The organism is Brevibacterium epidermidis NBRC 14811 (assembly GCF_001570805.1).
Lineage (GTDB): Bacteria > Actinomycetota > Actinomycetes > Actinomycetales > Brevibacteriaceae > Brevibacterium > Brevibacterium epidermidis.
This window is the reverse complement of sequence record NZ_BCSJ01000013.1, coordinates 252,100-278,455: the sequence shown is the minus strand read 5'-3', so window position 1 is coordinate 278,455 and position 26,356 is coordinate 252,100. Positions and strand designations below refer to the sequence as shown.

24 protein-coding genes and 4 tRNA genes are annotated in these 26,356 nt (G+C 64.2%); 21 read left to right on the top strand and 7 right to left on the bottom strand.

Going from position 1 to position 26,356, the window contains the following annotated elements; all coding sequences use genetic code 11:
* Window positions 1-42: 42 nt before the first annotated feature.
* From BEP01S_RS10400 to holA, 5 genes are all read left to right on the top strand, one after another.
* Complete coding sequence (locus BEP01S_RS10400) at window positions 43-1,350, top strand: UDP-glucose dehydrogenase family protein (RefSeq protein ID WP_062242866.1); 1,308 nt, start codon at window positions 43-45, stop codon at window positions 1,348-1,350.
* Window positions 1,347-2,222 (top strand): DegV family protein, encoded by an 876-nt coding sequence (locus BEP01S_RS10395; protein ID WP_062242863.1) that lies wholly within the window; start codon window positions 1,347-1,349, stop codon window positions 2,220-2,222. Before BEP01S_RS10400 ends, BEP01S_RS10395 begins: the two co-directional genes overlap by 4 nt.
* 127 nt (window positions 2,223-2,349) lie before the next feature.
* A complete protein-coding gene (locus tag BEP01S_RS10390; protein WP_062242860.1) occupies window positions 2,350-3,279 on the top strand; it encodes a ComEA family DNA-binding protein in 930 nt (309 codons plus the stop codon).
* Window positions 3,280-3,526: 247 nt separating this feature from the next.
* The gene (locus BEP01S_RS10385) at window positions 3,527-5,602 is read left to right on the top strand and encodes a ComEC/Rec2 family competence protein (RefSeq protein WP_244882186.1); all 2,076 of its coding nucleotides are present in this window, start codon (window positions 3,527-3,529) and stop codon (window positions 5,600-5,602) included.
* A gap of 69 nt (window positions 5,603-5,671) precedes the next feature.
* Entirely contained in the window at window positions 5,672-6,583 is a 912-nt protein-coding gene (gene holA, locus BEP01S_RS10380; protein WP_244882185.1) for a DNA polymerase III subunit delta, read from the top strand.
* Between the two features lie 71 nt (window positions 6,584-6,654).
* On the opposite strand, the gene rpsT is transcribed toward holA, so the two are convergent.
* From rpsT to BEP01S_RS10365, 3 genes are all read right to left on the bottom strand, one after another.
* Entirely contained in the window at window positions 6,655-6,915 is a 261-nt protein-coding gene (gene rpsT, locus BEP01S_RS10375) for a 30S ribosomal protein S20 (RefSeq protein ID WP_039207353.1), read from the bottom strand.
* 257 nt (window positions 6,916-7,172) lie between these two features.
* Window positions 7,173-7,802 (bottom strand): type II toxin-antitoxin system PemK/MazF family toxin, encoded by a 630-nt coding sequence (locus BEP01S_RS10370; protein WP_062242854.1) that lies wholly within the window; start codon window positions 7,800-7,802, stop codon window positions 7,173-7,175.
* A gap of 100 nt (window positions 7,803-7,902) precedes the next feature.
* The gene (locus BEP01S_RS10365; RefSeq protein WP_062243045.1) at window positions 7,903-8,667 is read right to left on the bottom strand and encodes an endonuclease/exonuclease/phosphatase family protein; all 765 of its coding nucleotides are present in this window, start codon (window positions 8,665-8,667) and stop codon (window positions 7,903-7,905) included.
* A gap of 174 nt (window positions 8,668-8,841) precedes the next feature.
* Between BEP01S_RS10365 and lepA the strand changes: the two genes are divergently transcribed.
* The 3 genes from lepA to BEP01S_RS10350 all read left to right on the top strand — a co-directional run bounded on the left by lepA (window position 8,842) and on the right by BEP01S_RS10350 (window position 12,704).
* Window positions 8,842-10,710 carry a translation elongation factor 4 gene (gene lepA, locus BEP01S_RS10360; RefSeq protein WP_062242851.1) on the top strand — a complete coding sequence of 623 codons (1,869 nt, stop codon included), beginning with the start codon at window positions 8,842-8,844 and terminating at the stop codon, window positions 10,708-10,710.
* Window positions 10,711-11,940: a radical SAM family heme chaperone HemW gene (hemW, locus tag BEP01S_RS10355; RefSeq protein ID WP_062242848.1), complete on the top strand. Its 1,230-nt coding sequence runs from the start codon at window positions 10,711-10,713 to the stop codon at window positions 11,938-11,940.
* 314 nt (window positions 11,941-12,254) lie between these two features.
* Window positions 12,255-12,704: a hypothetical protein gene (locus tag BEP01S_RS10350; RefSeq protein WP_167348271.1), complete on the top strand. Its 450-nt coding sequence runs from the start codon at window positions 12,255-12,257 to the stop codon at window positions 12,702-12,704.
* Between the two features lie 46 nt (window positions 12,705-12,750).
* On the opposite strand, the gene BEP01S_RS10345 is transcribed toward BEP01S_RS10350, so the two are convergent.
* The 3 genes from BEP01S_RS10345 to BEP01S_RS10335 all read right to left on the bottom strand — a co-directional run bounded on the left by BEP01S_RS10345 (window position 12,751) and on the right by BEP01S_RS10335 (window position 15,278).
* Window positions 12,751-13,524: a DUF4870 domain-containing protein gene (locus tag BEP01S_RS10345; protein ID WP_062242842.1), complete on the bottom strand. Its 774-nt coding sequence runs from the start codon at window positions 13,522-13,524 to the stop codon at window positions 12,751-12,753.
* Window positions 13,525-13,591: 67 nt separating this feature from the next.
* Window positions 13,592-14,290, bottom strand: a complete 699-nt coding sequence (locus BEP01S_RS10340; protein WP_062242840.1) for a magnetosome magnetite crystal formation protein family — start codon at window positions 14,288-14,290, stop codon at window positions 13,592-13,594.
* Window positions 14,291-14,414: 124 nt separating this feature from the next.
* Window positions 14,415-15,278, bottom strand: a complete 864-nt coding sequence (locus BEP01S_RS10335) for a DUF3097 family protein (protein ID WP_083532653.1) — start codon at window positions 15,276-15,278, stop codon at window positions 14,415-14,417.
* A gap of 180 nt (window positions 15,279-15,458) precedes the next feature.
* Between BEP01S_RS10335 and hrcA the strand changes: the two genes are divergently transcribed.
* From hrcA to zapE, 8 genes are all read left to right on the top strand, one after another.
* Window positions 15,459-16,499 carry a heat-inducible transcriptional repressor HrcA gene (gene hrcA / locus BEP01S_RS10330; RefSeq protein ID WP_062242833.1) on the top strand — a complete coding sequence of 347 codons (1,041 nt, stop codon included), beginning with the start codon at window positions 15,459-15,461 and terminating at the stop codon, window positions 16,497-16,499.
* Window positions 16,500-16,625: 126 nt separating this feature from the next.
* Window positions 16,626-17,741: a molecular chaperone DnaJ gene (dnaJ, locus tag BEP01S_RS10325; protein ID WP_062242830.1), complete on the top strand. Its 1,116-nt coding sequence runs from the start codon at window positions 16,626-16,628 to the stop codon at window positions 17,739-17,741.
* Window positions 17,738-18,499 (top strand): 16S rRNA (uracil(1498)-N(3))-methyltransferase, encoded by a 762-nt coding sequence (locus BEP01S_RS10320; RefSeq protein WP_062242827.1) that lies wholly within the window; start codon window positions 17,738-17,740, stop codon window positions 18,497-18,499. The genes dnaJ and BEP01S_RS10320 overlap by 4 nt, the downstream gene beginning before the upstream one ends.
* Before the next feature lie 100 nt (window positions 18,500-18,599).
* Window positions 18,600-19,634 carry a PhoH family protein gene (locus BEP01S_RS10315; RefSeq protein WP_083532652.1) on the top strand — a complete coding sequence of 345 codons (1,035 nt, stop codon included), beginning with the start codon at window positions 18,600-18,602 and terminating at the stop codon, window positions 19,632-19,634.
* Window positions 19,631-20,119 carry an rRNA maturation RNase YbeY gene (ybeY, locus tag BEP01S_RS10310; protein ID WP_062242825.1) on the top strand — a complete coding sequence of 163 codons (489 nt, stop codon included), beginning with the start codon at window positions 19,631-19,633 and terminating at the stop codon, window positions 20,117-20,119. Before BEP01S_RS10315 ends, ybeY begins: the two co-directional genes overlap by 4 nt.
* An 8-nt stretch (window positions 20,120-20,127) precedes the next feature.
* A complete protein-coding gene (locus BEP01S_RS10305) occupies window positions 20,128-21,435 on the top strand; it encodes a hemolysin family protein (RefSeq protein WP_082018814.1) in 1,308 nt (435 codons plus the stop codon).
* Between the two features lies 1 nt (window position 21,436).
* Window positions 21,437-22,375, top strand: a complete 939-nt coding sequence (gene era, locus BEP01S_RS10300; protein ID WP_062242820.1) for a GTPase Era — start codon at window positions 21,437-21,439, stop codon at window positions 22,373-22,375.
* Window positions 22,376-22,474: 99 nt separating this feature from the next.
* Window positions 22,475-23,482: a cell division protein ZapE gene (gene zapE, locus BEP01S_RS10295; RefSeq protein ID WP_062242818.1), complete on the top strand. Its 1,008-nt coding sequence runs from the start codon at window positions 22,475-22,477 to the stop codon at window positions 23,480-23,482.
* Between the two features lie 131 nt (window positions 23,483-23,613).
* Here zapE and BEP01S_RS10290 read toward each other — a convergent pair whose 3' ends face one another.
* Complete coding sequence (locus tag BEP01S_RS10290; protein WP_244882184.1) at window positions 23,614-24,090, bottom strand: TIGR02611 family protein; 477 nt, start codon at window positions 24,088-24,090, stop codon at window positions 23,614-23,616.
* Window positions 24,091-24,226: 136 nt separating this feature from the next.
* On the opposite strand from BEP01S_RS10290, the gene BEP01S_RS10285 reads away from it, so the two are divergent.
* The 5 genes from BEP01S_RS10285 (at window position 24,227) to BEP01S_RS10265 (ending at window position 26,210) form a co-directional block, all read left to right on the top strand.
* Window positions 24,227-24,299, top strand: a tRNA-Gly gene (locus BEP01S_RS10285).
* Between the two features lie 26 nt (window positions 24,300-24,325).
* Window positions 24,326-24,396: transfer RNA gene (locus BEP01S_RS10280), tRNA-Cys, on the top strand.
* Between the two features lie 30 nt (window positions 24,397-24,426).
* Window positions 24,427-24,498: transfer RNA gene (locus tag BEP01S_RS10275), tRNA-Val, on the top strand.
* Between the two features lie 37 nt (window positions 24,499-24,535).
* Window positions 24,536-24,607 (top strand) — tRNA-Val (locus BEP01S_RS10270).
* A 286-nt stretch (window positions 24,608-24,893) separates the two neighbouring features.
* Entirely contained in the window at window positions 24,894-26,210 is a 1,317-nt protein-coding gene (locus BEP01S_RS10265) for a DUF4352 domain-containing protein (protein WP_062242813.1), read from the top strand.
* The last annotated feature ends 146 nt before the right edge of the window (window positions 26,211-26,356 follow it).

Sequence of the window (26,356 nt, the reverse complement as noted above, 5' to 3'; positions counted from 1 at the left end):
AGTGTGGTCGAAAACGCATGCCTATTCCCAGGAGAGCTCGGTTTGAAGATTTCAGTCATCGGTTGCGGATATCTGGGCGCGGTTCATGCGGCGGCCATGGCGTCACTGGGCCATGAGGTCACGGGAGTAGACGTCGATACCGAGAAGGTCGAGGCACTGACTTCGGGCCGACCGCCCTTCTTCGAACCGGGACTGAGTGAACTCCTCGTGAAGGCTCAGGAGCGCGGAAAGCTCGAATTCACCACCGACGTCTCCCGCGCCGCTGACGCCACAGTGCACTTCGTGTGCGTGGGCACTCCGCAGAAGCCCGGGGAGTTCGCCGCCGATGTCACCTATGTCGATGCGGCCGTGGAATCGCTGCACCCGCACCTGACTGCGGCGTCAGTGGTTGTGGGAAAGTCGACCGTTCCGGTGGGCACCGCCGAGCGTCTGGCCGGAGTCATCGCCGACACCGGGGCCGCAATGATGTGGAACCCGGAGTTCCTGCGTGAAGGCCATGCGGTCGAAGACACTCTCCACCCGAATCGTCTGGTCTACGGTGTCGCCGATGGCGAACCCGGGCAGGCGGCGGCTGCGACCCTCGACGAGGTGTACGCCTCGATCCTCGCCGAAGACACTCCGCGGATGATCACGGACTTCGCGACTGCCGAGCTGGTCAAGACGGCGGCGAATTCGTTCCTGGCCACGAAGATCTCGTTCATCAATGCCATGGCCGAACTCTGCGAGGCCTCGGGCGCCGATGTCACCCAGCTCGCCGATGCCATCGGCATGGATGACCGGATCGGCCGCAAATTCCTCAACGCCGGACTCGGCTTCGGCGGCGGCTGCCTGCCCAAGGACATCCGTGCGTTCATGGCCCGGGCCGGAGAGCTCGGCGCCGATCAGGCAGTGGCCTTCCTCAAGGAGATCGACTCGATCAACATGCGTCGGCGAGTGCGCATGGTCGACATCGCGCGCGACGCCCTGGGCGGATCGTTCATCGGCAAGAAGATCACCGTCCTCGGTGCCGCATTCAAACCCGACAGCGACGACGTCCGTGACTCCCCGGCTCTGGCCGTGGCTCGGCTCATCGCCACGCAGGGCGGTCTGGTCACCGTCACCGATCCGCAGGCGATCGACAACGCAAAGAAGTCGTTCCCCGAGCTCAACTACGTCGCCGACACCGCCGAGGCGATCAGCGGGGCCGAAGCCGTGCTGCTGCTGACAGAATGGCGCGAATACCGCGATCTCGACCCGGCAGCCACCGCTGAACTCGTGCGCGGGAAGGTGCTCGTCGACGGCCGCAATGTGCTCACTCCCGAATTGTGGCGGGCAGCGGGCTGGACCTACCGAGCTCTGGGCCGTCCATGAGAATCGGGCTGGTCACCGACTCCACGGCACAGCTCTCCGCTGACGAACGCGAAGAGCTGAAAGGGGCCACCGGCGGCCTCTTCGCTGTGGTGCCGCTGACAGTGCTCATCGGCGGAGTCGCCTTCGCCGACGGTGAAGTCGATGCCGAGCACCTGTGCGCGAAGATGACCGACGGCACCGAGGTTACCACTTCTATGGCCACCCCGGCCCAGTTCTCCGAAGCCTATGCCAGGTTGCGCGAGGACGGAGCCGAAGCCATCATCGTCGTGACGATGTCCGGCGAACTCTCCGGCACCCGCGATTCCGCGGTCACCGCTGCCGAAGCCGAGGACATCCTCGTCGATGTCGTCGACTCGAGGACCACCTCGGCGGGATTGGCCGGGGCACTGTCTGTGGCCGTGGCCGGGATCCAGCAGGGACTCGACACCGAATCGATCGCCGGAACCATCGCTGACTGGTGCGCGGCAGAGACCCGTTCCGTATTCGCCCCGGGAAGCCTCGAATACCTGCGCCGAGGCGGCCGGATCGGTGCCGCATCATCGTTGCTGGGCCGGGCCCTGCAGATCGTTCCCGTGCTCGGCCTCAACGCCGGAATCGTCGTTCCGCTCGCCCGGGTGCGCACCCGGACCAAAGCGTTGGAGAAGATCGTCACTCTTGTCACTCAGGCCGCCGCCGAGGTGGCCGAGCCCGAGGACACCGTGCACGTCGAGCTGCAGAACGCCGAAGGGGAGATGGACACAGCCGATGCCGAACTGCTGAGCACACGGCTGCGCGAACTCGGATATGAGCCCTCATTCAGGACGCTGTCGACGATCATCACCGCCCATGTGGGTCCCGGCACGGTCGGTGTGACCGTGCAGACGAAACCCTGACTCACCCACTCCAGCCTGGGGACACTCAAGTGACTTGAGCTCCTCAGCCCTGTGGACGCAGACGTCCTTTCCACAGGCCCAGTCTCTGCTCTGGCAGCCAACTGTTTGCGGTGCCTAACGTCGGACCATGGCTGTGTCTCCGGATGATCGATTCGCCGGCCTCCTGGGCGCCAGTGCCGAGCGCGGCGGTTGGGTGCCCGGCGATGTCTATACCGCCGATACCGCCGGTGACGAGGAACCCGTCGAGCCCCGTCGTGTGCGGCTGCCCGTTCTGGTAGCTGTCGGCATCGCCACGGTCGGAATCCTCGTGCTCGCCTTCTTCCTCTTCCGACCCGCGCCGCAGCAATCACCGGACGGCGGCGATCCCGTGGCCGAGCAGGGCGCAGGCGCCGGTCAGTCGCCGGCTGGGACTGAAAGCGGGGCAGAAACGGGCGACGGCGCGGCGGGAACAGCCGACGGAAAGGAGGGAGCCGCCTCGGCGAAGGCAGCGAATTCGAACGGGACAGTGATCGTCCACATCACCGGAGCTGTGAAAGAACCCTCCGTGGTCACACTGAAAGCGGGCGCGCGGGTCCAAGACGCCGTCGAAGCCGCAGGCGGACTGAGCGCGGGAGCTGACAGCGAGGCCGTGAATCTGGCGCGTGTGCTCGCCGATGGTGAGCAGATCCACATCCCGAAGGAGGGAGAAGAACCAGCAGGAGATGTCGCTGGAGCTGGGACGGACGGGACCGGTCAGAACGGGACCGGGTCTGATGGTTCTGGGGCGGGCGGAGCTGGGGGAGCAGCGGCAGGAGGGGCCGGTGGCAGTTCTGCGGGAACCGCCGACGCATCAGCCGGGGCAAACGGTGCGGAACCCGGGTCGGCCGGAAAAGTCGATCTCAACACCGCCGATGCCACCACCTTGGAGACCCTGCCCGGAGTCGGACCTGTCACCGCCGAGGCGATCATCAGCCACCGCAGCCAACAGCCGTTCGCCAGCGTCGAAGATCTGCTGCTCGTCAAAGGCATCGGACCGAAGACCTTCGAAAGCCTCAAAGACCTTGTCACCGTCGGCTGACCCGGACCGCTCATCACCGCACTCGCGGTCGCGAAAGCGACGGTCCGCGCAGCAGTCGTGGGAGCAGAGGGGCACCGTCCTGCGACGGAAGTGCAGTTCCGCGGTCGTTTGGGTGCGGGAACGGGCGGCGCTGTGGCCGGGCTCCGTGCGTCTCCTGTGCTGTGCGGCAGGCCTTTGGACAAGTGCACTCCTGTCACCGGAGCCGTGGACGCTGTTCGGCATTCCCGTACTCGGACTCGTCGGGATCGTGGTCCTGAGACGGCACCACCACCTCGGTGTCGGTGTCCTCGTCTTCACCTGTCTGCTGACGATCCAGATCACCGCCCTCGCCGCCGCCCACGGACCGGAGGCAGAAGCCGAAACCACAGGGCTCGTCGTCGGCCACAGCGAACCCGGAGCGTCCGGCTGGACGCGACTGACGCTGCTCACACCAACCGGGTTCATCCACGTGCTCAGCCCCGAAACCGTTGCGGACGGAACGAAAGTGCGGATGCGCACGAAGCGCCTCGACGACATCCGCTCCACCAAGGCAGAACCCGACGTGCTCGAACAGCCGAACGGACTGTGGCAGTGGCGAGAGACGCTGCGCACCGAACTGCGCGTTGACTCACTCGCTGCCGGCAATGACGGCGGCCGACTTCTGCCCGGTCTCGTCGTCGGCGACACCTCACCACAGGATGACCGGATGGTCGACGACATGCGAGTCGTCTCCCTCACACACGTCTCGGCCGTGTCGGGCAGCAACGTCACGATCGTCAGCCTCGGAGCCGGACTGCTCGCCGGTGCCTGCCGAGCCGGACCACGACTGCGCGTGAGCATCGGCGTGCTCACCTGCCTCGGCTACGTCTTCATCGTCGGATTCGAACCCAGCGCCATCCGAGCCGCCGGAATGGCGATCGCAGCGGCAATCGTGTTCCTGCGCGGCGGCGGAATCTCTCCGGTCGCGGTCATGTGCTCGACGGCGAGCCTGCTTCTCGCGTTCGTGCCAGTGCTGGCCACCTCGGTGGGGTTCGTCCTGTCCGTGGTTTCCACGGCCGCGATCATGTTCGTCGTCCCGATCCTTCTGCGCCGTCTCGCCGTGCACCTGCCGCTGGCGCCCACGGTACTCGTCACCGCACTCATCGTGCCCTTCGTCGCCCAACTCGCGTGTACTCCGGTGCTTGTGGCGATCGATCCGCGGATCGGCTTGTGGTCGGTGGCGGCCAACGCCTTGGCCGCACCTGCCGTCATGCCGGCGACGGTGGCAGGCTTCCTCAGCCTCGTGTTCACCGGCATCGCGACGACCGGACTGCCCGGAGCCGACTTCGCCTCGGCCCTGCTGTCCTGGTGCGGGTCGTTCCCGGCTTGGTGGATCGTCATCGTCGCCCGAGTCTGCGCCGCACTGCCCGGGGCGGCCCTCGACTGGCCGGTGCCGCCGGTCGGAACGCTGCTGGCACTCGGGCTTCTCTTACTGGCCGTGGTCGGAACATGGATGCTCGTGCGTCGGCGGCTCTGGGGTCTGCCTGTCCTTGTCCTGTGCTGTCTGCTCACTGCCGCCGTCATCGTCACGGTCAGGGCGAAGCCGCCGGCCGCGGACTGGCTCGTACTCGTCTGCGATGTCGGTCAGGGGTCGGGCGCAGTGATCAACCTCGGTGACGGTCGGGGTCTCGTCGTCGATACGGGACGTGAGCCGAAACCCATCGACACCTGCCTCGACGAATCCGGGATCGAGGAATTCGACCTGTTCATCTCGCATTTCGACGCCGACCACTTCGCCGGATATGCGGGCACCACGTGGGGGCGGAAGATCGACCGTCTGTTCGTCTCCGCGAATGTCGCGGACTCGCCGGAAGCACGGCGCGTGATCGCTGATACCGGCGTCGAGGCGGTCCCCACCCACCGCGGGCAGACGCTCAACTTCGAGTCGGCCAGCGTGGAGGTGCTGTGGCCGCCGCTGCGTTCGGTCCTTGCCGCCGAGGACGAAGAACTGCGCAACGAAGACTCCCTTGTGGCGCGGGTCGACCAGAAGGGGTTGAGCACTCTGCTGCCTGGCGACGTCGGAGCCGAGGAGCAGTATCTGCTCGCACAGCAGGTGCAACCGGTCGATGTCCTCGTCGCACCGCACCACGGTTCCTCAGACCTGGCTCCCGAGTTCTTCGCCGCCGCGGCGCCTGGCCTCGGCGTCATCTCGGTGGGGGAGAACAACTACGGGCATCCGAGTGAGAAATCGCTGCGGTCCTTCGGCCCAGTGCCCGTGCTGCGCACCGACCACTGCGGTTCGGTCGCGCTCTACGCGGGCAACCGCTTCAGCACCGGCCACAGCTGTCCCGAAGACAAAGGGTGAACTCGCAGGTGCCGAGCGGCAGTGCCGGCCGTGACTGTCGTGTCGGGCGTCCACGATAAGCTGGGGTCCATGGCAGTGAAGAAGACCCTGATCCCGTGGAGCTCGGCGAAACCCGCCCCTGTCGTCATGATCTCCGGTGGTGAATCGGTGCTCGTGCGCATGGCCAAGGACCGCATCGTCTCGGCCGCACGGAAGCAGGACCCCGAAGAGATCGAATTCGACGCTGCCGGATACCAGGGCGGTGAACTGGCCATGGCGGCTTCACCGTCCCTGTTCTCCTCATCAAAGCTCATCGTCGTCGACGCCGTCGAAAAATGCTCGGAGGACTTCCTCAACGACGCTCTTGCCTACCTGGACGCACCGAACGATGACGCCGTGGTGGTGCTGCTGCACGCCGGAGGCAATCGGGGAGCGAAGCTCATCAAGAAGCTCGACGCCGCCGGCTTCCCGCGCATCGATGCGGCGGTGCTGAAGAACGAAAGCGATCGGGCGAAGTTCGCACAAACTCGCTTCAAGACCGCGAAGCGGCGGATCGACGAAGCGGGAATGGCCGCACTCATGTCGGCGCTGGGCTCGGACCTCGCGGAACTCAATGCCGGGGTCGACCAACTCATCGAAGACACCGAAGGCACGATCACCGCCGAGGTCGTCGACCAGTACTACGGCGGCCGGGTCGAGGCCACCGGCTTCAAGGTCGCCGATGCGGCAGTGGCCGGAGACGCGAAGAACGCGCTCAGTCTGCTCAGGCATGCGCTGTCGACCGGATCCGATCCGGTCCCGCTCGTGGCGGCAGTGGCGATGAAGCTGCGCGGAATGGCGAAGGTGCAGGGCTTCTCCGGCACCAGCGGTGAGCTCGCCTCTGAGCTGAAGATGGCACCGTGGCAGGTCGACCGAGCCCGCCGGGAAGTGCGGCGGTGGAACGAGGTGGCGTTGGGCCAGTCACTCATCGCCGCGGCTGAAGCCGACGCCGCCGTCAGGTAGCAATAAGGGAAAAGTACGGGGCCCGATCCTTTCGGATCGAGCCCCGTGAAGCTATAGCCTCAGTCGTCTGCTCAGAGAGCGTTGATCTGCGTGGCCAGGCGCGACTTGCGGTTCGCAGCGTTGTTCTTGTGCAGAACACCCTTCGAAACAGCCTTGTCGAGCTTGCGGGCGGCCACAGCATAAGCCTGCTGTGCCTCGTCCTTGTTGCCGGCAGCAATGTTCTCGCGAACGACGCGGACGTAGGACCGAACCTCGGACCGGACAGCCTTGTTGCGCTGACGAGCCTTCTCGTTGGTCTTGTTCCGCTTGATCTGGGACTTGATATTAGCCAATTTCAACACTCTTTCGTGTTAGTGGTACATGGTCGTGAGGGCGCATCGAACCGACATGATCATCTCCGCGGGGAAACACATCGACGACATCGAATCCGACGGCATCTTCACCCGACCTCGGCGAGACACACGCCTTGATGAAGACACAATCACCTATGATACAGCCTCGAGTCACGGGCTGGAAATCCCTGCGCGGCCCTGTGACGCAGTGCGCACAAGGGCTCGGCCCGGCCGGTCAGGGGAGAACCAGTAACGTCTCAGCCGGAGATGTGCTTCGCCACTCGATCGAACACGTCACGCGGCATGATCGCACCTTCCCTGCGGATCGAATCGGGATCGAGGCGAATGATCCGATCGAGGCGGAGCTCAGACGGTCGTCCTTGCGAATCCCAGTCCCCGCTGCCGATGTTCATCCACTTGGCGTGCCGGTCCTCCCGGACCTCGCCGACGCCGCCGGGAATGTGATCCTTGCTGGTGAGCATGAGCGCGAGCACCCACTTGCCGTCACGGCCGACGACGAGGGACGGCCGGTCCTTGCCCTGCGAGTAGTCCTCCTCGAACGGCACCCATCCCCAGACGACTTCGCCGGGATCGGCATCACCGTCGAGATCGGGGGAGTAGCTGACCTTGAGCGACCCCGTGAAATCACCGGGATACAACCCCGATCCGCTCTGACTGCCTGAGCCGCCCTGGCCGCCTGTGGCACGATCAGCAGAACCCGCCGAGGCGGTGCCCCCACCGCCCGACCGTGCAGAATCCTGCCGGCGGGCATCCGTGGGCTGCGATGAGCCCCCGGAGTTCTTCTTCGACTGCGACTGACGCAGGTAGCGCAGCCCCTCACGGACTCCGATTCTCGCGGCCCGATTGACCAGTGATTTCCAATTCATACGTCCAGCCTAAACGAGTCGACCGCCACAGACCGCGAAGAACAGCGCACCGTTCGCACAGTGCACCCGATGGGCCGCTGCCGATGTCGAACCGACACGGTCAGGTGAAGTCGAGGACCGCCTCGATGGGGAAATGGTCGGACGGGTACTTTCCGTCGACCTCGAACGTGTCGATGCGGGTAGACACCGTGCGCAGGCCCGGGGTGGTGAGGATCCAGTCGATCCGCGGCTCACCCTCCTTCGGTCCTTTGTACCGGTGGAAAGTGCCGATGTTCTCTCCGGGAACTTCGGCTCCGGTGTCGGTGAGTCCGAGCTCGGTGCAGAAGAAGTCGTAGACCGGGGATCCGGTGGCGACATTGAAATCACCGGTGACTACGCAGGGATGGGCCGCCTCGGCGATGGTGTCTGCCATGATCTGACCCGATTCGAGACGAGCACGCTCGGATTTGTGATCGAGGTGGGTGTTGAGCACGCGCAACTGTCGATCGGAGGTGAGGTCGCGGACATCGACCGTCGTCAGGGTGCGTGCGTGGGAGACTCCCCACGATTCCGAGGCCACGGTGTCGGGCTGTTCGGACAGCCAACTGATGTCCACGGCTTCGACCTCGAAGCGCGTCGAATCGAGGATCACGGCAGTGAACTCGCCCGAATTGCCGCCGGAGTGCCCCTCGCCGAGCCAGATGTACTCCTCGGGCAGCAGACTGATGAGCGTCTCGAGCTGGTCGAGCTCGCCCTCCTGGGTGCCGATGAGGTGGGGATGGGCACGCCGGATGAGCTCGGCGGCGATCGGCAGCCGCTCGGCCACCGGGTGACCGTCCATGGCGGGATAGCGGAGGTTGAAGCTCATGACCCGGAATTCGCTCATGACTCCATCTTCTCCGATATCTTCCCCGATTCGCACGGTTCGGCGCGGACGAATCGCGACGGACACACAGGATCGAGGCGCCCACGCCCGTGGATTCCAAGTCCGCGCGCAAGTCATGAAACAATGGGAGATCCGGTCTGTCTGGGGACCTGGTCTGTCAAAGGAAGGGCGTTCATGTCACCTCAGGTGAATAAGGAAGCTGCAAAGCGGATCTCACCGTCTGCCACCTCACCCGAGCTGATTCGCAATTTCTGCATCATCGCTCATATCGACCACGGCAAATCGACCCTTGCCGACCGCATGCTCCAGATGACCGGCGTCGTCGAGAACCGCGATATGCGGGCCCAGTACCTCGACCGGATGGACATCGAACGCGAACGCGGAATCACCATCAAATCCCAGGCCGTGCGCATGCCATGGGAACACGAAGAGACGCCGTACGCGCTCAACATGATCGATACCCCGGGCCACGTCGACTTCAGCTATGAGGTCTCGCGGTCGCTGGCCGCCTGTGAGGGCGCTCTGCTGCTCGTCGACTCCGCTCAGGGCATCGAAGCCCAGACGCTCGCCAACTTGTACCTGGCCATGGAGAACGATCTGACGATCATTCCCGTGCTCAACAAGATCGACCTGCCGGCCGCACAGCCGGAGAAGTACGCGGAAGAGCTCGCGAACCTCATCGGCTGCGAACCCGAGGATTGCCTGCTCGTGTCCGGCAAGACCGGAGAAGGCGTCGAAGAGGTCCTTGACCGGATCATCACCGATATCCCCGCACCCGTCGGCGACGCCGACGCACCGGCACGCGCGATGATCTTCGACTCCGTCTACGACACCTACCGCGGTGTGGTCACCTATGTCCGCGTCATCGACGGTTCGCTCTCGCCGCGCGAGAAGATCGAGATGATGTCGACCGGCACCACTCATGAGCTGCTGGAGATCGGCGCCTCAATGCCCGAACCCAAGGCGACGAAGGGCCTGGGCGTCGGCGAGGTCGGCTACCTCATCACCGGTGTCAAGGATGTGCGCCTGTCGAAGGTCGGCGACACCGTCACTGCCGCAGCCAAACCGGCCGACGAGGCACTCGGCGGCTACCGCGAACCGAAACCGATGGTCTTCTCCGGGCTATTCCCGATCGACGGCTCCGACTACCCGGTGCTGCGCGACGCCCTCGACAAACTCAAACTCAACGACGCCTCCCTGGCCTACGAACCGGAGACCTCGACGGCTCTGGGCTTCGGCTTCCGCTGCGGATTCCTCGGACTCCTCCACCTCGAGGTCCTGCGCGACCGGTTAGAACGCGAATTCGACCTCCACCTCATCTCCACCGCTCCGTCCGTGATCTACGACGTGACCATGGAAGACGGTTCGGAGTCCGTGGTGACGAACCCGAGCGAGTACCCGACGGGCAAGATCAAGGAAGTCCGCGAACCGATGGTTCAGGCGACCATCCTCACACCGAGCGATTACATCGGTGCGGTCATGGAACTGTGCCAGGATCGCCGCGGCAAACTCCAGGGCATGGATTACCTGTCCTCGGACCGTGTGGAGATCCGTTACCGACTCCCGCTGGCCGAGATCGTCTTCGACTTCTTCGACCAGCTGAAGTCCCGGACCAAGGGCTACGCCTCCCTCGACTACTCCGATGACGGCCAGGACGCCTCCGACCTCGTCAAGGTCGACATCCTGCTGCACGGCGACCAGGTCGATGCGTTCTCCGCGATCGTCCACCGCGACAACGCCTACTCCTATGGTGTGGCCATGGCCGGGAAGCTGCGCAAGCTCATCCCACGCCAGCAGTTCGAGGTGCCCATCCAGGCGGCCATCGGCTCGCGCATCATCGCCCGTGAGACCATCCGCGCCATCCGCAAGGACGTCCTGTCGAAGTGCTACGGCGGCGACATCAGCCGTAAGCGCAAACTGCTCGAGAAGCAGAAGGAAGGCAAGAAGCGGATGAAGATGGTCGGCAGCGTCGAAGTTCCGCAGGAAGCGTTCATCGCGGCCCTGTCCTCCGACGAGCCGGAGTCGAAGGACAGCAAGAAGTAAGTGCCCGCACAACCGACCGGCGAGGTCCCTCCACGCGACGGTTCCCTGCCGACATCGGCAGGAATCGGCGCCGCCGAGCGGGGGCTGAGCCTTTACGTCCACGTCCCGTACTGCCGGGTCCGCTGCGGCTACTGCGACTTCAACACCTACACCGCCGACGACCTCGGCCCGGGCGCGTCCCGCGAGGACTACCGCGGCAATCTCGCTCGTGAGCTCGATCTGTCCGTGTCCACCCTCGCCGAGGCGGGAGCGGGCGATCGTGAGGTCTCGACGATCTTCTTCGGCGGAGGAACCCCGACACTGCTTGCCGCGGACGTGCTTGCCGGGGTGATGGACGATATCCGTGCACGATTCCCTTTGGCCGAGAACGTCGAAGTCACCACCGAAGCCAACCCCGACACCTTGGACCCTGAGTACATCGCGACTCTCGCCGGTGCCGGTTTCAACCGCATCTCCATGGGCATGCAGTCGGCTGTGCCGCATGTGCTGGCGACCTTGGATCGCACCCACGATCCGGAGAAGATCCCCGAGGTGGCTCGCTGGGTTAAGGACGCCGGCCTCGAGCTCAGCCTCGACCTCATCTATGGCACCCCGGGTGAGTCGATCGACGACTGGCGACGTTCCCTCGACGTGGCCCTGTCCAACGAGGTCGACCATATCTCGGCGTATTCCCTCATCGTCGAGCCGGGAACGAAGATGGGCGCCATGGTTCGCCGCGGCGAACTGCCGATGCCCGATGAGGACGACCTGGCTGACAAGTACGAGATCGCCGATGCAGCGATCTCCGCTGCGGGAATGCACTGGTACGAAGTGAGCAACTGGTCGACCAGCCCCGAAACGCGTTGTGAGCACAATATGGCCTATTGGCGCAATGCCGACTGGTGGGGCTTCGGACCCGGCGCCCATTCTCACGTCGGGGGAGTGCGTTTCTGGAACGCCAAACACCCGCGCGCCTGGGCCGACCGTCTGCTGGCAGGGGAGTCCCCGTCGATCGGCCGCGAGGTCCTCGACGACCAGACCCGGGAGATCGAACGGATCATGCTCGCGGCCAGGATCGACAGGGAGCTGCGTCTGGACTCTCTGGCTCCGGGCAGCCAGCAGGCGATCAAGACGTTCATCAAGCAGGGACTGCTCGACGCCGATGGTGCGGAGGCCGGCTGGTTCCAGCCGACCCTGCCGGGACGCCTTATGGCCGACTATATGGTGCGCATCCTCACCGAATTCGTCTGAGCAGACTTTCAGCACGGGTCTTCCCCACGCGGCACCACACCGATAGTGTCAAGGTGAGTGGTGCTGTTGGTGCAGATGCGGAAGGGGCGACGTCGATGACTTCCCCAGATCGTGATGGGTACCGAGAGCACTGGCAACAAGTCTCACGGTATGGATCTCAGCCGGGTTATCGTGCGCCGAATGAGCAGAGATTCGCTGCCGCGGCCGCTGCACGTGAGGCGATGATCGCCGGGAGAGCACCAGTGCTGCCCGCCGCTGAACCGTCTGTTTCGCGTCGTCCGTGGAAAGTCGTCGTAGCGGCTGTTCTCGGCGCCGTGGCGCCGCTCTTCGTTCTGCTCGCTCTCACCATTGCGGCATTCACCGGTGGACGTGTCCTGCGGGTGCTCGGAAGGGCCCTGCACGGGATCGGCGACTCGACCGAGGCAGCAGGTGTCTCGGCTGCCGGCGACGTCACCGCGTTCCTCGCAAATGTCATCCTCTTCGTCGGTGTGGTGGCCGGAGTGGTCGTGATGATCGGTTTTTCCACATATGCCTGGAGGATGCTCGTCGGCACGGGGCGCGCACGGTGGGTGGCGCTCGTGTGTCTGGCACTGGGATTCCTCGTCATCACACCGCTGAGCCCGCTGCTCATCGGCGGATTCCTCCTGCTGGGCACTCTGAGCGTGGTGTTCGCGTTCCTCCCAGACTCTTCGGCATGGTTCGCACAGCAGAGACGAAACCGGGCCGCTCCCGAAATGCGGGAGCGGCCCGGCGGCGCTGACTGATTCTGAGGTGGTGACACCGGCCGCAGCCGAGATCACTCCTGCCGAATCACTTGATGAACTGGATGCTCATGGGAACCTTGTACACCTCGCCCTTATTGGCAGCGACTGCGGCCATGATCATGAACACGAGAGCAACGACCCAGATGACCAAGAAGAGGATGCCGCCGATGCCGAAGGTGATGAGAGCGAGGATGTCGGCGACGATATAGGCGATGATGAGGGTGAGCTGGAAGTTCAGCGACTGACGAGCCTGTTCGCGGACGAAGGGCGACTCATCCTTCTTCACAAGGAAGATGATGAGCGGAACGATCCACGCGGTGAAGATCGCACCGACCTGTGTCCACGTCGAAGTGGAGCGATCTGACGGCGACGGCTGCCAGAACCCGGCCGAACCGGGACCATAAGCCTGAGGAGGCAGTGCCTGGGAATTGAATGATCCGGGATTACCGGACGAATTCATTCCATATCCCTGCGGACCGCCGTAAGGCTGCTGAGAACCATAACCGGGCTGACTTCCATAGGCCTGCTGCGAGCCATGTCCGGGCTGGGAACCATGCTGAGGGTTCTGCTGTTGAGACCCGTAGGCTGGATTCTGCTGCTGCGAACCATAGCCGGGCTGTTGCTGAGAGCCGTATCCCGGCTGCGAACCCTGCTGAGGGTTCTGCGGCTGAGAGCCGTACTGGGGCTGGCTGCCCTGCTGGGGCTGTGAACCCTGCGGAGGCTGCTGAGTGTACGGCTGCTGTGAGCCCGACTGCGGTGAATAGTTCGGGGGCATCGGCTGCGACTGTCCGTTGTTCGGCTGCTGCGGGTTGTCCGACATGAGAGTCCCTTCAGAGTTTGCGATCACTCCACACTAACTCAGAGTGCGCGGGGGTGACGGGGAAAGTTCACTTCACGAAGTTGATGGTGAGCGGGAATTTGTAGCCCTCGCCCCTGTTGGCTGCGACGGCCGCGATGATGTAGATGACGACGTAGACGAGCGGGACGATCAGAGCGGCATACATGAGGAACATGCCGAGGCCGAAGGTCACCAATGCCAGCATGAAACCGAGGATGCCGAAGACGAAGAAGGCCGCAAACGTGACGATCGTGTTCGTGATCATCGCATTGAGCCCCTGACGGGAATGCTCGCGGACGAAGGGCGACTCGTCCTTCTTCACAAGGAACATGATGAGAGGCATGAAGCCGAAGATGATCGCGCCGAGGTGGGTCCACAGGGCCGTGGTCCGGTCTGGTTCGTGCGCCATCCAGAACTGCTCGGAGCCGGGTCCGTAGGCGTGCTCGGGCAGGGACTGGGAGTCGAACATCGCAGGGTTGTGCATCTGCGGCATACCGAAACCTGGCTGACCGCCAAATCCCGGCTGACCACCAAAGCCGGGCTGCCCGCCGTAACCGGAGTTCGGCTGGGCGCCATAGGCCTGCTGAGAGCCGTACCCCGGCTGGGCACCGTACCCGGGCTGACCGGTATGCGTCTGCGGCTGAGAGTACTGCTGATTCTGTGGCGCGTAGGGCTGTTGCGAGCCGGAGGCCTGAGAATAGTTCGGCGGCATCGGTCGACTGCCGGGCTGTTCGGGGTTGAACGACATGGGGATCCTTTCGAATACTCTTGCCATTCACCCTAGCCGAGCGACGTGTCCCGGCGATGTCGGGAAAGCCTCACTCCTGTGACAGTTTCGGCACACGCGGGCCGCTCATATCCATCGGAGGACCTCAGCCGACGGTGACGAAGTCGATGAGCTCCTCGACCCGACCCGACAGCGTCGGTTCGACATCGGCGATGGTGCTGACCTTCCCGAGGATGCGCACCCACCCGCGAGCGACATCCCGATGGTCGGCATGCGGCCACCCGATGCGACGGAGGATTCCCGTCTTCCAGTCCTCACCGCGGGGGACGACCGGCCACTCGCGGATGCCGACGACGTGGGGTTTCACGGCCTGCCAGATATCGACGTAGGGGTGACCGATGATGTGGACAACGTCGCGGTAGCGCGGATCGGCGCGGACCGCCTCGGCGATCTTCGATTCCTTCGTCCCATTCACCAGATGGTCGGCGAGGACACCGACTCGATGCTCCCGATCCGGACCGAAGGCCTCGAGCTTGTCGGCGACATCATCGAGACCGCCCAGGGGTTCGACGACGACGCCTTCGATGCGCAGATCATCGCCCCAGATCTTCTCGACGAGTTCGGCATCGTGTTTGCCCTCGACCCAGATCCGCGACCCGCGCGCCACCCGGGCTTTCGCACCGACCACGGCGCGAGAGCCCGAAGCCGTCCGTCCGGGCTGCTGAGGCTTCTTCTTCGGCAGCTGCACATCGACGGGCTGTCCCTCGAGGAGGAAACCCGGCCCCAGTGGAAAGACGCGCACCTTGCCGACGCGGTCCTCGAGCTTGACGACGACACCGGCCGTGGTCTTCTCCGCGCCGACGACGGCACCGACATAGCCGCTCATCGCATCCTCGAGAACCATGCCCAGGCCGAGCTCGACCTGGCGGGACTTCTTCGGACGGTGCGACGACGGTGAGGAACCGGAGAGCACATCGGGGCCATAACGATCAAAAGCATTCACGGGCACCCACCATAATCAAGGACTGACCCACAAACGCGCAGACCCGCAGACCACCCCAGAAATGAATTCCGGGATCGAGAAGCGTAGAATTGGCACTCAGACTCAAAGAGTGCCAAACGCAGGCACGGTGACCACGGCCGGACCAGCGAGACGGACCGGCCCCGGCAGACGGAGAGGAGACCCGCGATGAACGACAGCAGACGAGCACAGGTGCTGCGCGCCATCGTCGAGGACTTCGTCGCCACCAACGAACCCGTGGGATCGAAGGCGATCGTCCAGCGCCACACCCTCGGAGTCTCTCCGGCCACGATCCGCAACGATATGGCCCAGCTGGAACAAGAGGGCTACATCGCCCAACCCCACACCTCGGCCGGCCGGATCCCCACCGACCTCGGCTACCGGATGTTCGTCGACCGCATCGACGAGTTCAAACCGCTGACCACCGCCGAGCGACGCGCGATCTTCCAACTCATCGACGGCGGCGTCGAACTCGACGAGATGCTCGACCGCACCGTCCGCGTCCTCTCCGGCCTCACCCGGCAGGTCGCACTCATCCAGTACCCGACGGTGTCCCGAGCGCGCATCAAACACATCGAGGTTGTCGGCCTCGGCCCCGGCCGGATCCTCGTCGTCCTCATCACAGACGCCGGTCAGGTCGAACAGAAGTCCGTCATCACCCCGACCCCGCTCGACGAGGACTCCGTCCGCGGACTGCGCGACCAGATCAACGCCGAATTCGCAGGGCGCACCCTCGCACAGATCTTCGGATCGAGTCCCACCACCGAGGCGGCCGCCACCGAACCCAGCGAGCCGGCGGTGCGTGACGACTCCGGTCTGACACAGGTGAGAGCCGCCGTCGTCGACCTCGTCGCCGCCACACGCGAAGAGCGCATCATCATGGCCGGGACCGCGAACCTCGCCCGCTCCGGCAGCGAATTCGGAGAGAAGATGGCCCCGATCCTCGAAGCCTTCGAGGAACAGGTGGTTCTGCTCAAGCTGCTCACCTCGATGGCCGAAGACCATGAGGGGATCAGCGTGCGCATCGGGCGTGAGAATACTCACGAATCATTCAGTTCGACTTCCGTCGTCGCCGCCGAATATGGTCATGACACGGGTTCGTCGGCCAGACTGGCAGTGCTCGGCCCGACCCGCATGGACTATCCGACGACGATTTCGGCAGTCCGCGCCGTCGCCAAATACGTGTCCTCGATCCTCGACCGAGGGTAGGGCGGCTCAGTGAAGACGACCGGGGCCACCCGCAACCGGACACTGCACCACCGGTGAACACCGCGCAGCAGCGCAGCTACCACCACGAACAGAGAAGACCACTACGTCAGGGAGAGAGAAGTTTCTGTGGCCGATCACTATGAAACACTCGGAGTGTCCAAAGATGCTTCCGCGGCTGAGATCAAGTCGTCGTACCGGAAGCTGGCACGCAAGTACCACCCGGACGTCAATCCCGGTCACGAAGACGAATTCAAAGCCATCTCACTGGCCTACGATGTGCTCTCCGATCCGGAGAAACGCCGCAACTACGACATGGGCGGCGGCGAGAACGGCCAGGGCTTCCCGGCCGGCGGCGGCTTCGGCGGATTCGGCGACATCTTCGAGACCTTCTTCGGCGGTGGCGGCGGCCAGGCCGGCGGCCCGATCCCGCGCACACAGCGCGGCAAGGACGCCCTCGTCGGCGTCAACATCGACCTGAAGACCGCTGCCTTCGGCGGCACCGTCGACCTCGACGTGACCACGGCGGTCGTCTGCGACACCTGCTCCGGTGCAGGTACGCAGGAGGGCACCAAGATCGAGACCTGCTCGCTGTGCCACGGAGCCGGCAGCGTCCAGCGCATGACACGGACCCTGCTGGGCCAGATGGTCACGAACCAGACCTGCAACTCCTGCCACGGCTTCGGCACCGTCATCCCGAACCCCTGCCTCAACTGCCAGGGCGACGGACGCGTGCGCAAACAGCGGACCATGAAGATCCGCATCCCCGCCGGTGTCTCCGACGGCACTCGCATCCAGCTGAGCAGCCAGGGTGAGGTCGGCCCCGGTGGCGGACCCGCCGGTGACCTCTTCGTCGAGGTCATGGTCGCCCGCCACGAAGTCTTCCAGCGCGACGGCGACAACCTCCGAGCAGCGGTCTCCGTGCCGATGACCGCCGCAACCCTGGGCGCGACTATCCCGTTCGAGACCTTCGACGGCACCCAGGACCTCAACATCGCCGCCGGCACCCAGTCCGGCACCGTGGTCAAGCTCTCCGGACTCGGCGCCACCCGCCTGCGCTCGGAGACCCGCGGCGACCTGCTCATCACCGTCGACGTCCTCACCCCGGACAAACTCGACGACGAGCAGCGCGAACTGCTCGAGAAGCTCGCCGAACTGCGCGGAGAAGAGACACCGCGCGCCCAGATCTCGACCGAGAACCGCGGAATGTTCTCCCGCATGCGTGAGAGGTTCGCCGGTCGGTGAGTCTTCCCGTCTTCCGCTCCGCCACCGCCGCCGAGGCGGTCGTCGGGTCCGCCCTCACCCTCGGTGAGGACGTGGCCGGGCACGCGGTGCGGGTGCGTCGGATCGGGCCCGGTGAGGAGATCGAGATCGTCGACGGCGACGGCACGCGTGTGCGCGGAACCGTCACGGCCGCCTCGGCGACCGAACTGACGATCGACGTCACTGCGGTGACGAACGAGGAGCACACAGGCCCACGCCTTGTGCTCGTCCAAGCCCTTGCCAAGGGCGACCGGGACCTGCAGGCCATCGAAACGGCCACGGAGATCGGCGTCGACGAAGTCATTCCCTGGGCCGCCGAACGCTCGATCGCCGACTGGCCGGCGAAGAAGCGGGAGAAGATGGCTGCGAAATGGGAGAACCTCCTCGGTGCGGCCTCCCTCCAAGCCCGGCGCTCACGGGTTCCGGTGCTGCATGAACTCGTCCGCGGGGTTGCTTTAGCCAAATCATTCGACGAGACGGATGCGGTCTTCGTCCTCCACGAGACCGCCGAGCGCAGACTTTCCGAAGCACTGGCCGACCTGACCGCGGACGGATCCTCGCGGCTTCCGGAACGCATCGTCTTCGTCGTCGGACCCGAAGGCGGCATCAGCGACGGCGAACTCGACGCGCTGACCGGCCGCGGGGCGACTCCCGTGCTGCTGGGACCGACGATCCTGCGCTCGTCATCGGCCGGATCGGCAGGCCTCGTCATGGCCCAGAATTCATTGGGCCGTTGGTGAGGCATCGGACTAGGATGGAAGCACACTCAGGCGCTGCCGGAGACGGTGCGCTCACTTGCAAAGGAACATTCTGGACATCACCCCACCGAACACGAACCCCATGAACCCCACAGACTCGGACACCGCCGCAGCCGGTGACGGTGCCGCAGGCAACGATGCCGTGACGGACCCGCGCGGTGCCGAACGCGACACCGTGCGACTGGTCATCCCCGACTCCATCGACCTCGTCGCCTTCTTCGGCCCCGGAGAGTCGAACCTGCGCGCTCTGGAGAAGACCTTCGACGACCTCGACATCCACGTCCGGGCGAACCAGGTCCAGGTCACCGGCGATCCCAAGCGCGTTGAATCGTTCGTCAGCGTCATCGGGGAACTCAAGAAGCTCCACACGGCCGGCCATCGGATCAACGAAGAGACGATCGACCGGGTCACGACGTTCTCCTCCGAAGGAGCGGCCGCCTCGGCGGTGCTGGGTACGAACATCCTCTCCACCAGGGGAAAGTCGATCCGTCCGAAGACGATGGGCCAGCACGACTACGTCAAGGCCATCCGCAACCACACGATCACCTTCGGCATCGGCCCGGCCGGAACCGGCAAGACGTACCTGGCGATGGCCATGGCCGTCAATGCGCTGCAGCACAAAGAGGTCTCGCGGATCATCCTCACCCGGCCGGCCGTCGAAGCCGGAGAATCCCTGGGCTACCTGCCGGGCACGCTGAACGACAAGATCGACCCGTATGTGCGCCCGCTGTACGACGCGCTTCACGATATGGTCGACCCCGAGTCGATCCCGCTGCTCATCGAGACCGGCACGATCGAGGTCGCTCCGTTGGCGTATATGCGCGGGCGGACCCTCAACGATGCCTTCATCATCCTCGACGAAGCCCAGAACACGACTGCCGAGCAGATGAAGATGTTCCTCACCCGCCTCGGCTTCGGATCGCGCATGGTCGTCACGGGCGACATCTCCCAGGTCGACCTGCCGGGCAAGACCCGCAGCGGGCTCAAGGTCGTCCGCGACATCCTCGACGGAATCGATGACCTGCAGTTCTGCGAACTGGGCAGCAAGGACGTCGTCCGGCATTCGCTGGTGACGAAGATCGTCGAAGCCTACGACCTGTGGGGGAGTGCCGAATGAACACTGAGATCCTCAACGAGACCGACGCCGAGGTGGACCTCGACGAAGTCGTGGCCCTGACCGAATACTTAGGCGAAGCCCTCCATATGCACCCCGGTGCGGAGCTGGCCGTGACCATGGTCGATTCAGCGGCCATGTCCGAACTCCACGTCACCTGGATGGACCTCGAAGGTCCGACCGACGTCATGTCCTTTCCCATGGATCAGCTCCACCAAGGGGAGCCGGACAGCCCGACCGAAGGCCAGATGGGCGATATCATCATCTGCCCCGAAGTCGCCGAAGCCCAGGCCGGAGCGGCCGGCCATTCGACGATGGACGAGATCCTGCTGCTCACCGTCCACGGATTCCTCCACCTGCTCGGCTACGACCACGGTGAGCCCGAAGAGCGCGAAGAGATGTTCGCCCTCCAACGGCACCTGCTGCTGACCTTCTTCGCGGCCCGCTACGACGGTCGCACCGACATTCCCACACCCACCGAGGACTGATCGTGTTCATGTTCTTCCTCGGTGCGGCACTGTGCCTCATCATCGCGGCCACTCTCTCTGCTGTGGATGCCGCGCTGCTCAACGTCTCCCACCATGCGGTCGAGGAGGCGAAGGAGGACGGCAAGCGGGCGGCAGTGCGCGTGGAGAGGATCCTCGCGGACCTGCCGACGAACATCAACGTCATCATCTTCGTCCGCAACTTCCTCGAAGCACTCGCCACGGTCTTCATCGCCCTGGCCTACGACTCCTACTACTCCGTGGGCCCGCTCATGGTGTTCCTCACGGTGCTCACCGCCTCGGTGGCGGTATTCATCATCGCCGGCGTCTCCCCGCGCACGATCGGCAAACGCCGTTCCCTGGCCGTGAGCCTCAACCTCAGCTGGGTCGTGCGCATCGTGCTCGTCGCGCTCAAACCGCTGACGCGCATCCTCGTCGTGCTCGGCAATCTGCTCACGCCGGACAAGGTGTACAAGGATGGTCCGTTCGTGACCTCCGAGCAGCTGCGCGACCTCGTCGAACGCGCCAGCGAATCCGACATCATCGAAGACGGCGAACGCGAGATGATCCAGTCGGTGTTCAACCTCTCGGACACCTCGGCGAACGAAGTCATGGTGCCGCGCACCGACCTCGTGACCGTCGACGCGGAGGTCAGCCTGCAGAAGGCGATGAGCCTGTTCTTCCGTTCCGGCTTCTCCCGCATCCCCGTCTGCGGGGAGGATCTCGACGACGTCCGCGGCGTTGCTTACCTCAAGGACGTCGCACGCCGCCTCTACCTCCACCCCGAGGAGGGCGACCGCCCCGTCGGCAACCTGGCCCGTTCCGTCCTGTTCGTCCCGGAGACGAAGCCGGCCGACGATCTGCTGCGGCAGATGCAGCTGGACTCGACGCATCTGGCGATCCTCGTCGACGAATACGGAGGCACCGCCGGGCTTGTGACCATCGAGGACATCGTCGAAGAGATCGTCGGCGAGATCGAAGACGAATACGACAACGGCGATGACGAACTCGTCGCCGCCGACGACGGATCGTTCATCATCAGCACCCGCATGTCGATCTCCGACTTCGCCGAATACTTCGATGTCAGAATCGACGAAGACGACGTCAACAGCGTCGGCGGACTGCTCTCGAAACTCATCGATCGGGTGCCCATCGACGGTTCGCACGCTGAGATCGAAGGCCTCGAGATCGAAGCCATGGAGGGGCAGGGCCGCCGCCACAGGATCACCCACGTGCGGGTCACCCGCACCCACGAGGACAACAGAGACGAAGCGCAGACCGTCGCAGCCGATGGCTCGGGGACGAAGGAAGAGGACTGAGATGGAATTTCGCACAGACTACCCCGAGGACTATCGGGCCGGCTTCGCCTGCTTCGTAGGTCGACCCAATACGGGCAAATCGACGCTGACGAACGCCCTCGTGGGGGAGAAGGTCGCGATCACCTCGGCCAAGCCACAGACGACGCGGCACACGATCCGCGGAATCGTCCACAAGGACGACCACCAGCTCATCCTCATCGACACCCCCGGGCTGCACAAACCGCGCACCCTGCTCGGGTCACGGCTCAACGATCTAGTGGCCTCCACCCTCGGGGAAGTCGACGTCATCGGCTTCTGCCTGCCCGCCGATGAGCCGATCGGCCCTGGAGACAGGTACATCGCCTCCCAGCTGTCGCTGCTGGACGGACGCACCCCGATCGTGGCTCTCGTGACGAAGGTCGACCGAGTACCCAAGGCTAAAGTCGCCGAAGCGCTGATGGCCGTCGGCGAACTCGCCGACTTCGCCGATGTCGTCCCTGTCTCCGCAGTCGAGGACTTCCAAGTCGACACCGTCGATTCCGTACTTGCGGCGCATCTGCCGAAATCACCCCCGCTCTACCCCGACGGCGACCTCACGGATGAGCCGGAAGAGAAGATGATCGCCGAGCTCGTCCGTGAAGCCGCCCTCGAAGGAGTGCGAGACGAACTGCCCCACTCGCTGGCCGTGCAGGTCGAGGAGATGTACCCGCGTGAAGGACGCAGCGAGGACAACCCGCTGTGGAACGTCCACGTCAATCTCTACGTCGAACGTCCCAGCCAGAAGGCCATCATCATCGGCAAGGGCGGCAGCCGCCTCAAGGCCATCGGCTCGGAATCCCGGCAGGGCATCGAACGACTCCTCGGCACGAAGGTTTACCTCGACCTGCACGTGAAGGTGGCCAAGGACTGGCAGCGCGATCCGAAGCAGCTCGGCCGCCTCGGCTTCGATTTCAACAACTGAGCGTCAGCGTTCTGCGCCCCTGCTGGCGCTGCGTGACCGGTATCACCCTGCGGGGCTCGAGTTGAACCCGGCACTCGAGCCTGCCTTAGACTAGGCCGAGTGAATGCCGAGCAGACTCTGGTCGCACTGAGCGACCGATCCCCACAGGTTGCCCCCGAAGAGCTCATCGAAGGTCTCGTGCCGCCGCCGCAGTTCGAGGACGTGTCCTTCGACAGCTACCGCACCGACCCTGCCGAACCCTCGCAGGAAGAGGCACGGAACAAGCTGCGGGAATTCACCCAACGCTCCACGAGCCAAGGATTCCTCGGCAAGCTGTTCTCGAAGGGCAAGTCCAGCGCCAAAGGCGTCTACCTCGACGGCGGGTACGGTGTCGGCAAGACCCACCTGCTGGCCTCAGCCTGGCATGCCAATGAGAAGCCGGCGACCTTCGGCACCTTCGTCGAATACACGAACCTCGTCGGAGCCCTGGGTTTCGCTCGAGCGCGGGATGACCTGTCGAAGATGAAGCTCGTCTGCGTCGACGAGTTCGAACTCGACGATCCCGGCGACACCGTGCTCATGTCCCGGCTGATGCGTGAACTCACCGATGCCGGAGTGAAGATCATCGCGACGTCGAACACTCTGCCCGGGTCTCTGGGGGAGGGGCGTTTCGCCGCACAGGACTTCCTGCGCGAGATTCAGGCACTGGCCGACCAGTTCGAGGTCTACCGCATCGACGGCAAGGACTACCGTGCCCGTGAGATCACAGCTCCGGCGGATCCGCTGCCGGAATCCGAACTCGACGCCGCCGCGAGTCAGCTCGAGGGGGTCGTCGCCCGTGACGACTTCTCCGAGCTGCTGCACCATCTGTCCACCGTCCACCCCTCACGCTATGGGCGGATGGTCGACGGCGTCGATGCGGCAGTGTGGGAGAACGTGCGCACCATCGACAACGAGAGTGTGGCACTGCGATTCGTCGCTCTCGTCGACCGGCTCTACGACCGCAACGTGCATATCATCAACTCCGGCGCGGCCCTCGACAAGGTCTTCACGGAGGAGTCCCTGGCCGGCGGTTACAAGAAGAAGTACATGCGTTGCCTGTCACGCCTGACCGCTCTGTCGTCCTGAACCGGGTCGGGGTTCGGCAGAATCCCGCCTGCAGTGTCTGGACACCGTCGGCACTCCACGTGTAGCCGGCTGAACTCTTCATGACGACGCCCGTTGCACTTCCGATCGAAGTGCAACGGGCGTCGGTCGTCTCAGCGCAGACCGATCAGGTCGAGGACGCGCAGATCCGGAACCCAGTCCGGCAGACCGGTGAGCCTGAGGGTGCACCAGACGACGATGCCGACGAAGGCCGCAGTAGCCGCTCCGACGGTCCACCGGACCCATAGGCGCTGCGCCATGATCCAATGCGTCCAGCGTTCGACATTCACCCGCACGAAGTGCAGAAGGCGCTGGGCCCAGCGGAACTCGCTGGAGATGATGAACAGGCCGATGATGACGATGAGCCATCCGGGTCCGGGCAGCGGAACGAGGGCGAGGCCGACGAGCACGATGATCGTGCCGAGGCCGCCGACGATGCTGCGATAGATGGCTGCCGTGTGCGCATTGGCCAGCACTGTGCGTCGCCACCGGAGGAAGCCCAGACGCAGCTTCCGCCACGGTCGGGGACCTTGTCGGTGGTGGCGTGACAACCAGCCTTTGGGGCGGGTCTGCGGGCTCTCTGCGTTCACCCAACCACTATAAGATGGTGACCCTGAAAGCTTGATCGGTACGTGTGACCACGATCACCCGATTCTGATTTTGCGTATGCCGCCACCTGCGTATAGAGTTATATCTCGTTGCCAGGGAAACCGGGCAGCGAGAAATGCGGATGTGGCTCAGTTGGTAGAGCATCACCTTGCCAAGGTGAGGGTCGCGGGTTCGAGTCCCGTCATCCGCTCGGAGGCGTCATGGCACTGCCTTGGCGGTGGCGTGGCCGAGAGGCGAGGCAGCGGCCTGCAAAGCCGTATACACGGGTTCGAATCCCGTCGCCACCTCGGATGACCGGCAGAAATGTCGGTTGACCAGCGCGATTGGCGCAGCGGTAGCGCGCTTCCTTCACACGGAAGAGGTCACTGGTTCGATCCCAGTATCGCGCACAGGGACCCTTGGGTTCCGGTGCAACAAATGAATAGAGCGCGATTGGCGCAGCGGTAGCGCGCTTCCCTGACACGGAAGAGGTCACTGGTTCGATCCCAGTATCGCGCACAGAAGAAGCCCCGAGTGATCCACTCGGGGCTTCGTGCATTCACATTCGAGCGGACACGCTCAGTGCCCGGTCTTTCACGGCGGCCCACTTTTGGGTGAATAGCCCCTGTTTGAAACAGGGCTGCTCGCCTCAAACTGGGCTGAACCCGAGCCGCTTGGTGCTGAAGTGGATTGAGTACATTTCGTTCACCATGTTGCAGGTCTGAAACGCGGTCAACATGCGGTATCACACAGGTTTGCTAGTACGCTAGGTGTTGTACAGAACGACGATGACTTCGGAGCACCTATGTCTACTCCTCAGAACCCGTACGGATCGGGTGACGGTTCGCCCAACAACCCCAACGGGCAGAACTCGAACAACCAGCCGCCGAACGCCCCCAACTACGGCAACGATCAGAACGCCGGTCAGCAGCCTGGCCAGTACGGTTCGGAGCAGTCCGGTCAGCAGTACGGCTCCTCGGGCAACCAGCCCTACGGTTCGCAGCCGAACTACGGCCAGGGCGGCAACGACGGTTCGCAGCAGTACGGGCAGCAGGCTCCCCAGTACGGTTCGCAGCCGAACTACAGTGCTTCGAACGACCAGAACCAGTATGGCCAGAATCAGTACGGTCAGGACCCGAACAATCAGAACCAGTACGGTCAGGGTCAGCCTGACCAGAATCAGTACGGGGACAACCAGTACGGGCAGAACCCCTACGACGCCAACGCGCAGGGATACGACGCCAACCAGTATGGTCAGCAGCCGGCCTACGCAGGTGCGGACGGATCCTCCGACCAGTTCATCCCGGCCAACCCGAACGCCTCCTACGGCCAGTACCCCTCGGGCAGCGGCGGCAACACCTCGAAGAACATCTGGGGCATCCTCGCCCTTATCGGCGGCATCGTCGGTGTTCTCGGTGCCTTCGTGTTCGGCGGCGGCGCACTCTTCGGCATCGCTGCGGTGATCTTCGGCTTCATCGGACTTTCCGCCGTCAAGAAGGGGCTCGCCAGCAACAAGGGCCTCAACATCACCGGCATTATCCTCGGTTTCTTGTCGGTCCTCATCTCGATCGCCGTCGTGATCTTCACCATCCTCGGGATCGGGATGCTCGGCAAAGCAATCGACGAAGCCGCCAGCTCCTCCGCTCCTGCAGACCCCAGCCAGGGTGCGGGCCAGGATCCCAGCCAGGACTCCGGCGGCTCTGACGGCGGAGACGCCGCACCTGCTCAGGCCGGCGAGGTCGAGATCGGCACCGACGTCACCGCGGCGATCAACGTCCGCCCGGGCACTGCATCATCAACAGCGTCCGGCGCCGCGTCGACGAATGGTGAGATCGCCATCGTGACGATGACCGTCAAGAACAACTCGAGCTCCGAAGTGACGATGACTCTCACGGATCTGACTGCCAACAATGGCGGCAGCACAGAGTACGACGATGTCTTCGACTCCGGAAACGGCTATAAGGGTTCGCTGAGCTTCACCGATCCGGTTCCTGCCGGTGGCGAGACGACCTACAAGCTCGCCTACGCAGTTCCCAACGCCGAAATCGATGGGATGCACCTCAAGCTCGAACTCCCCGACGACCTCGGCAAGGGCCAGGACTTCGAGTTCTACAAGCAGTGATGACCTGAAGCCCGTGGTCACAGTGCTCTAAGGAGCCTGACACCGCGAGCAAAAGGCTCGACAACCACAGTTGGGTGGCAGTCTTCGGACTGCCACCCAACTTATCTGTCACAAGCGAATTGGTACTAGAATCGTCTGGTGGGCAG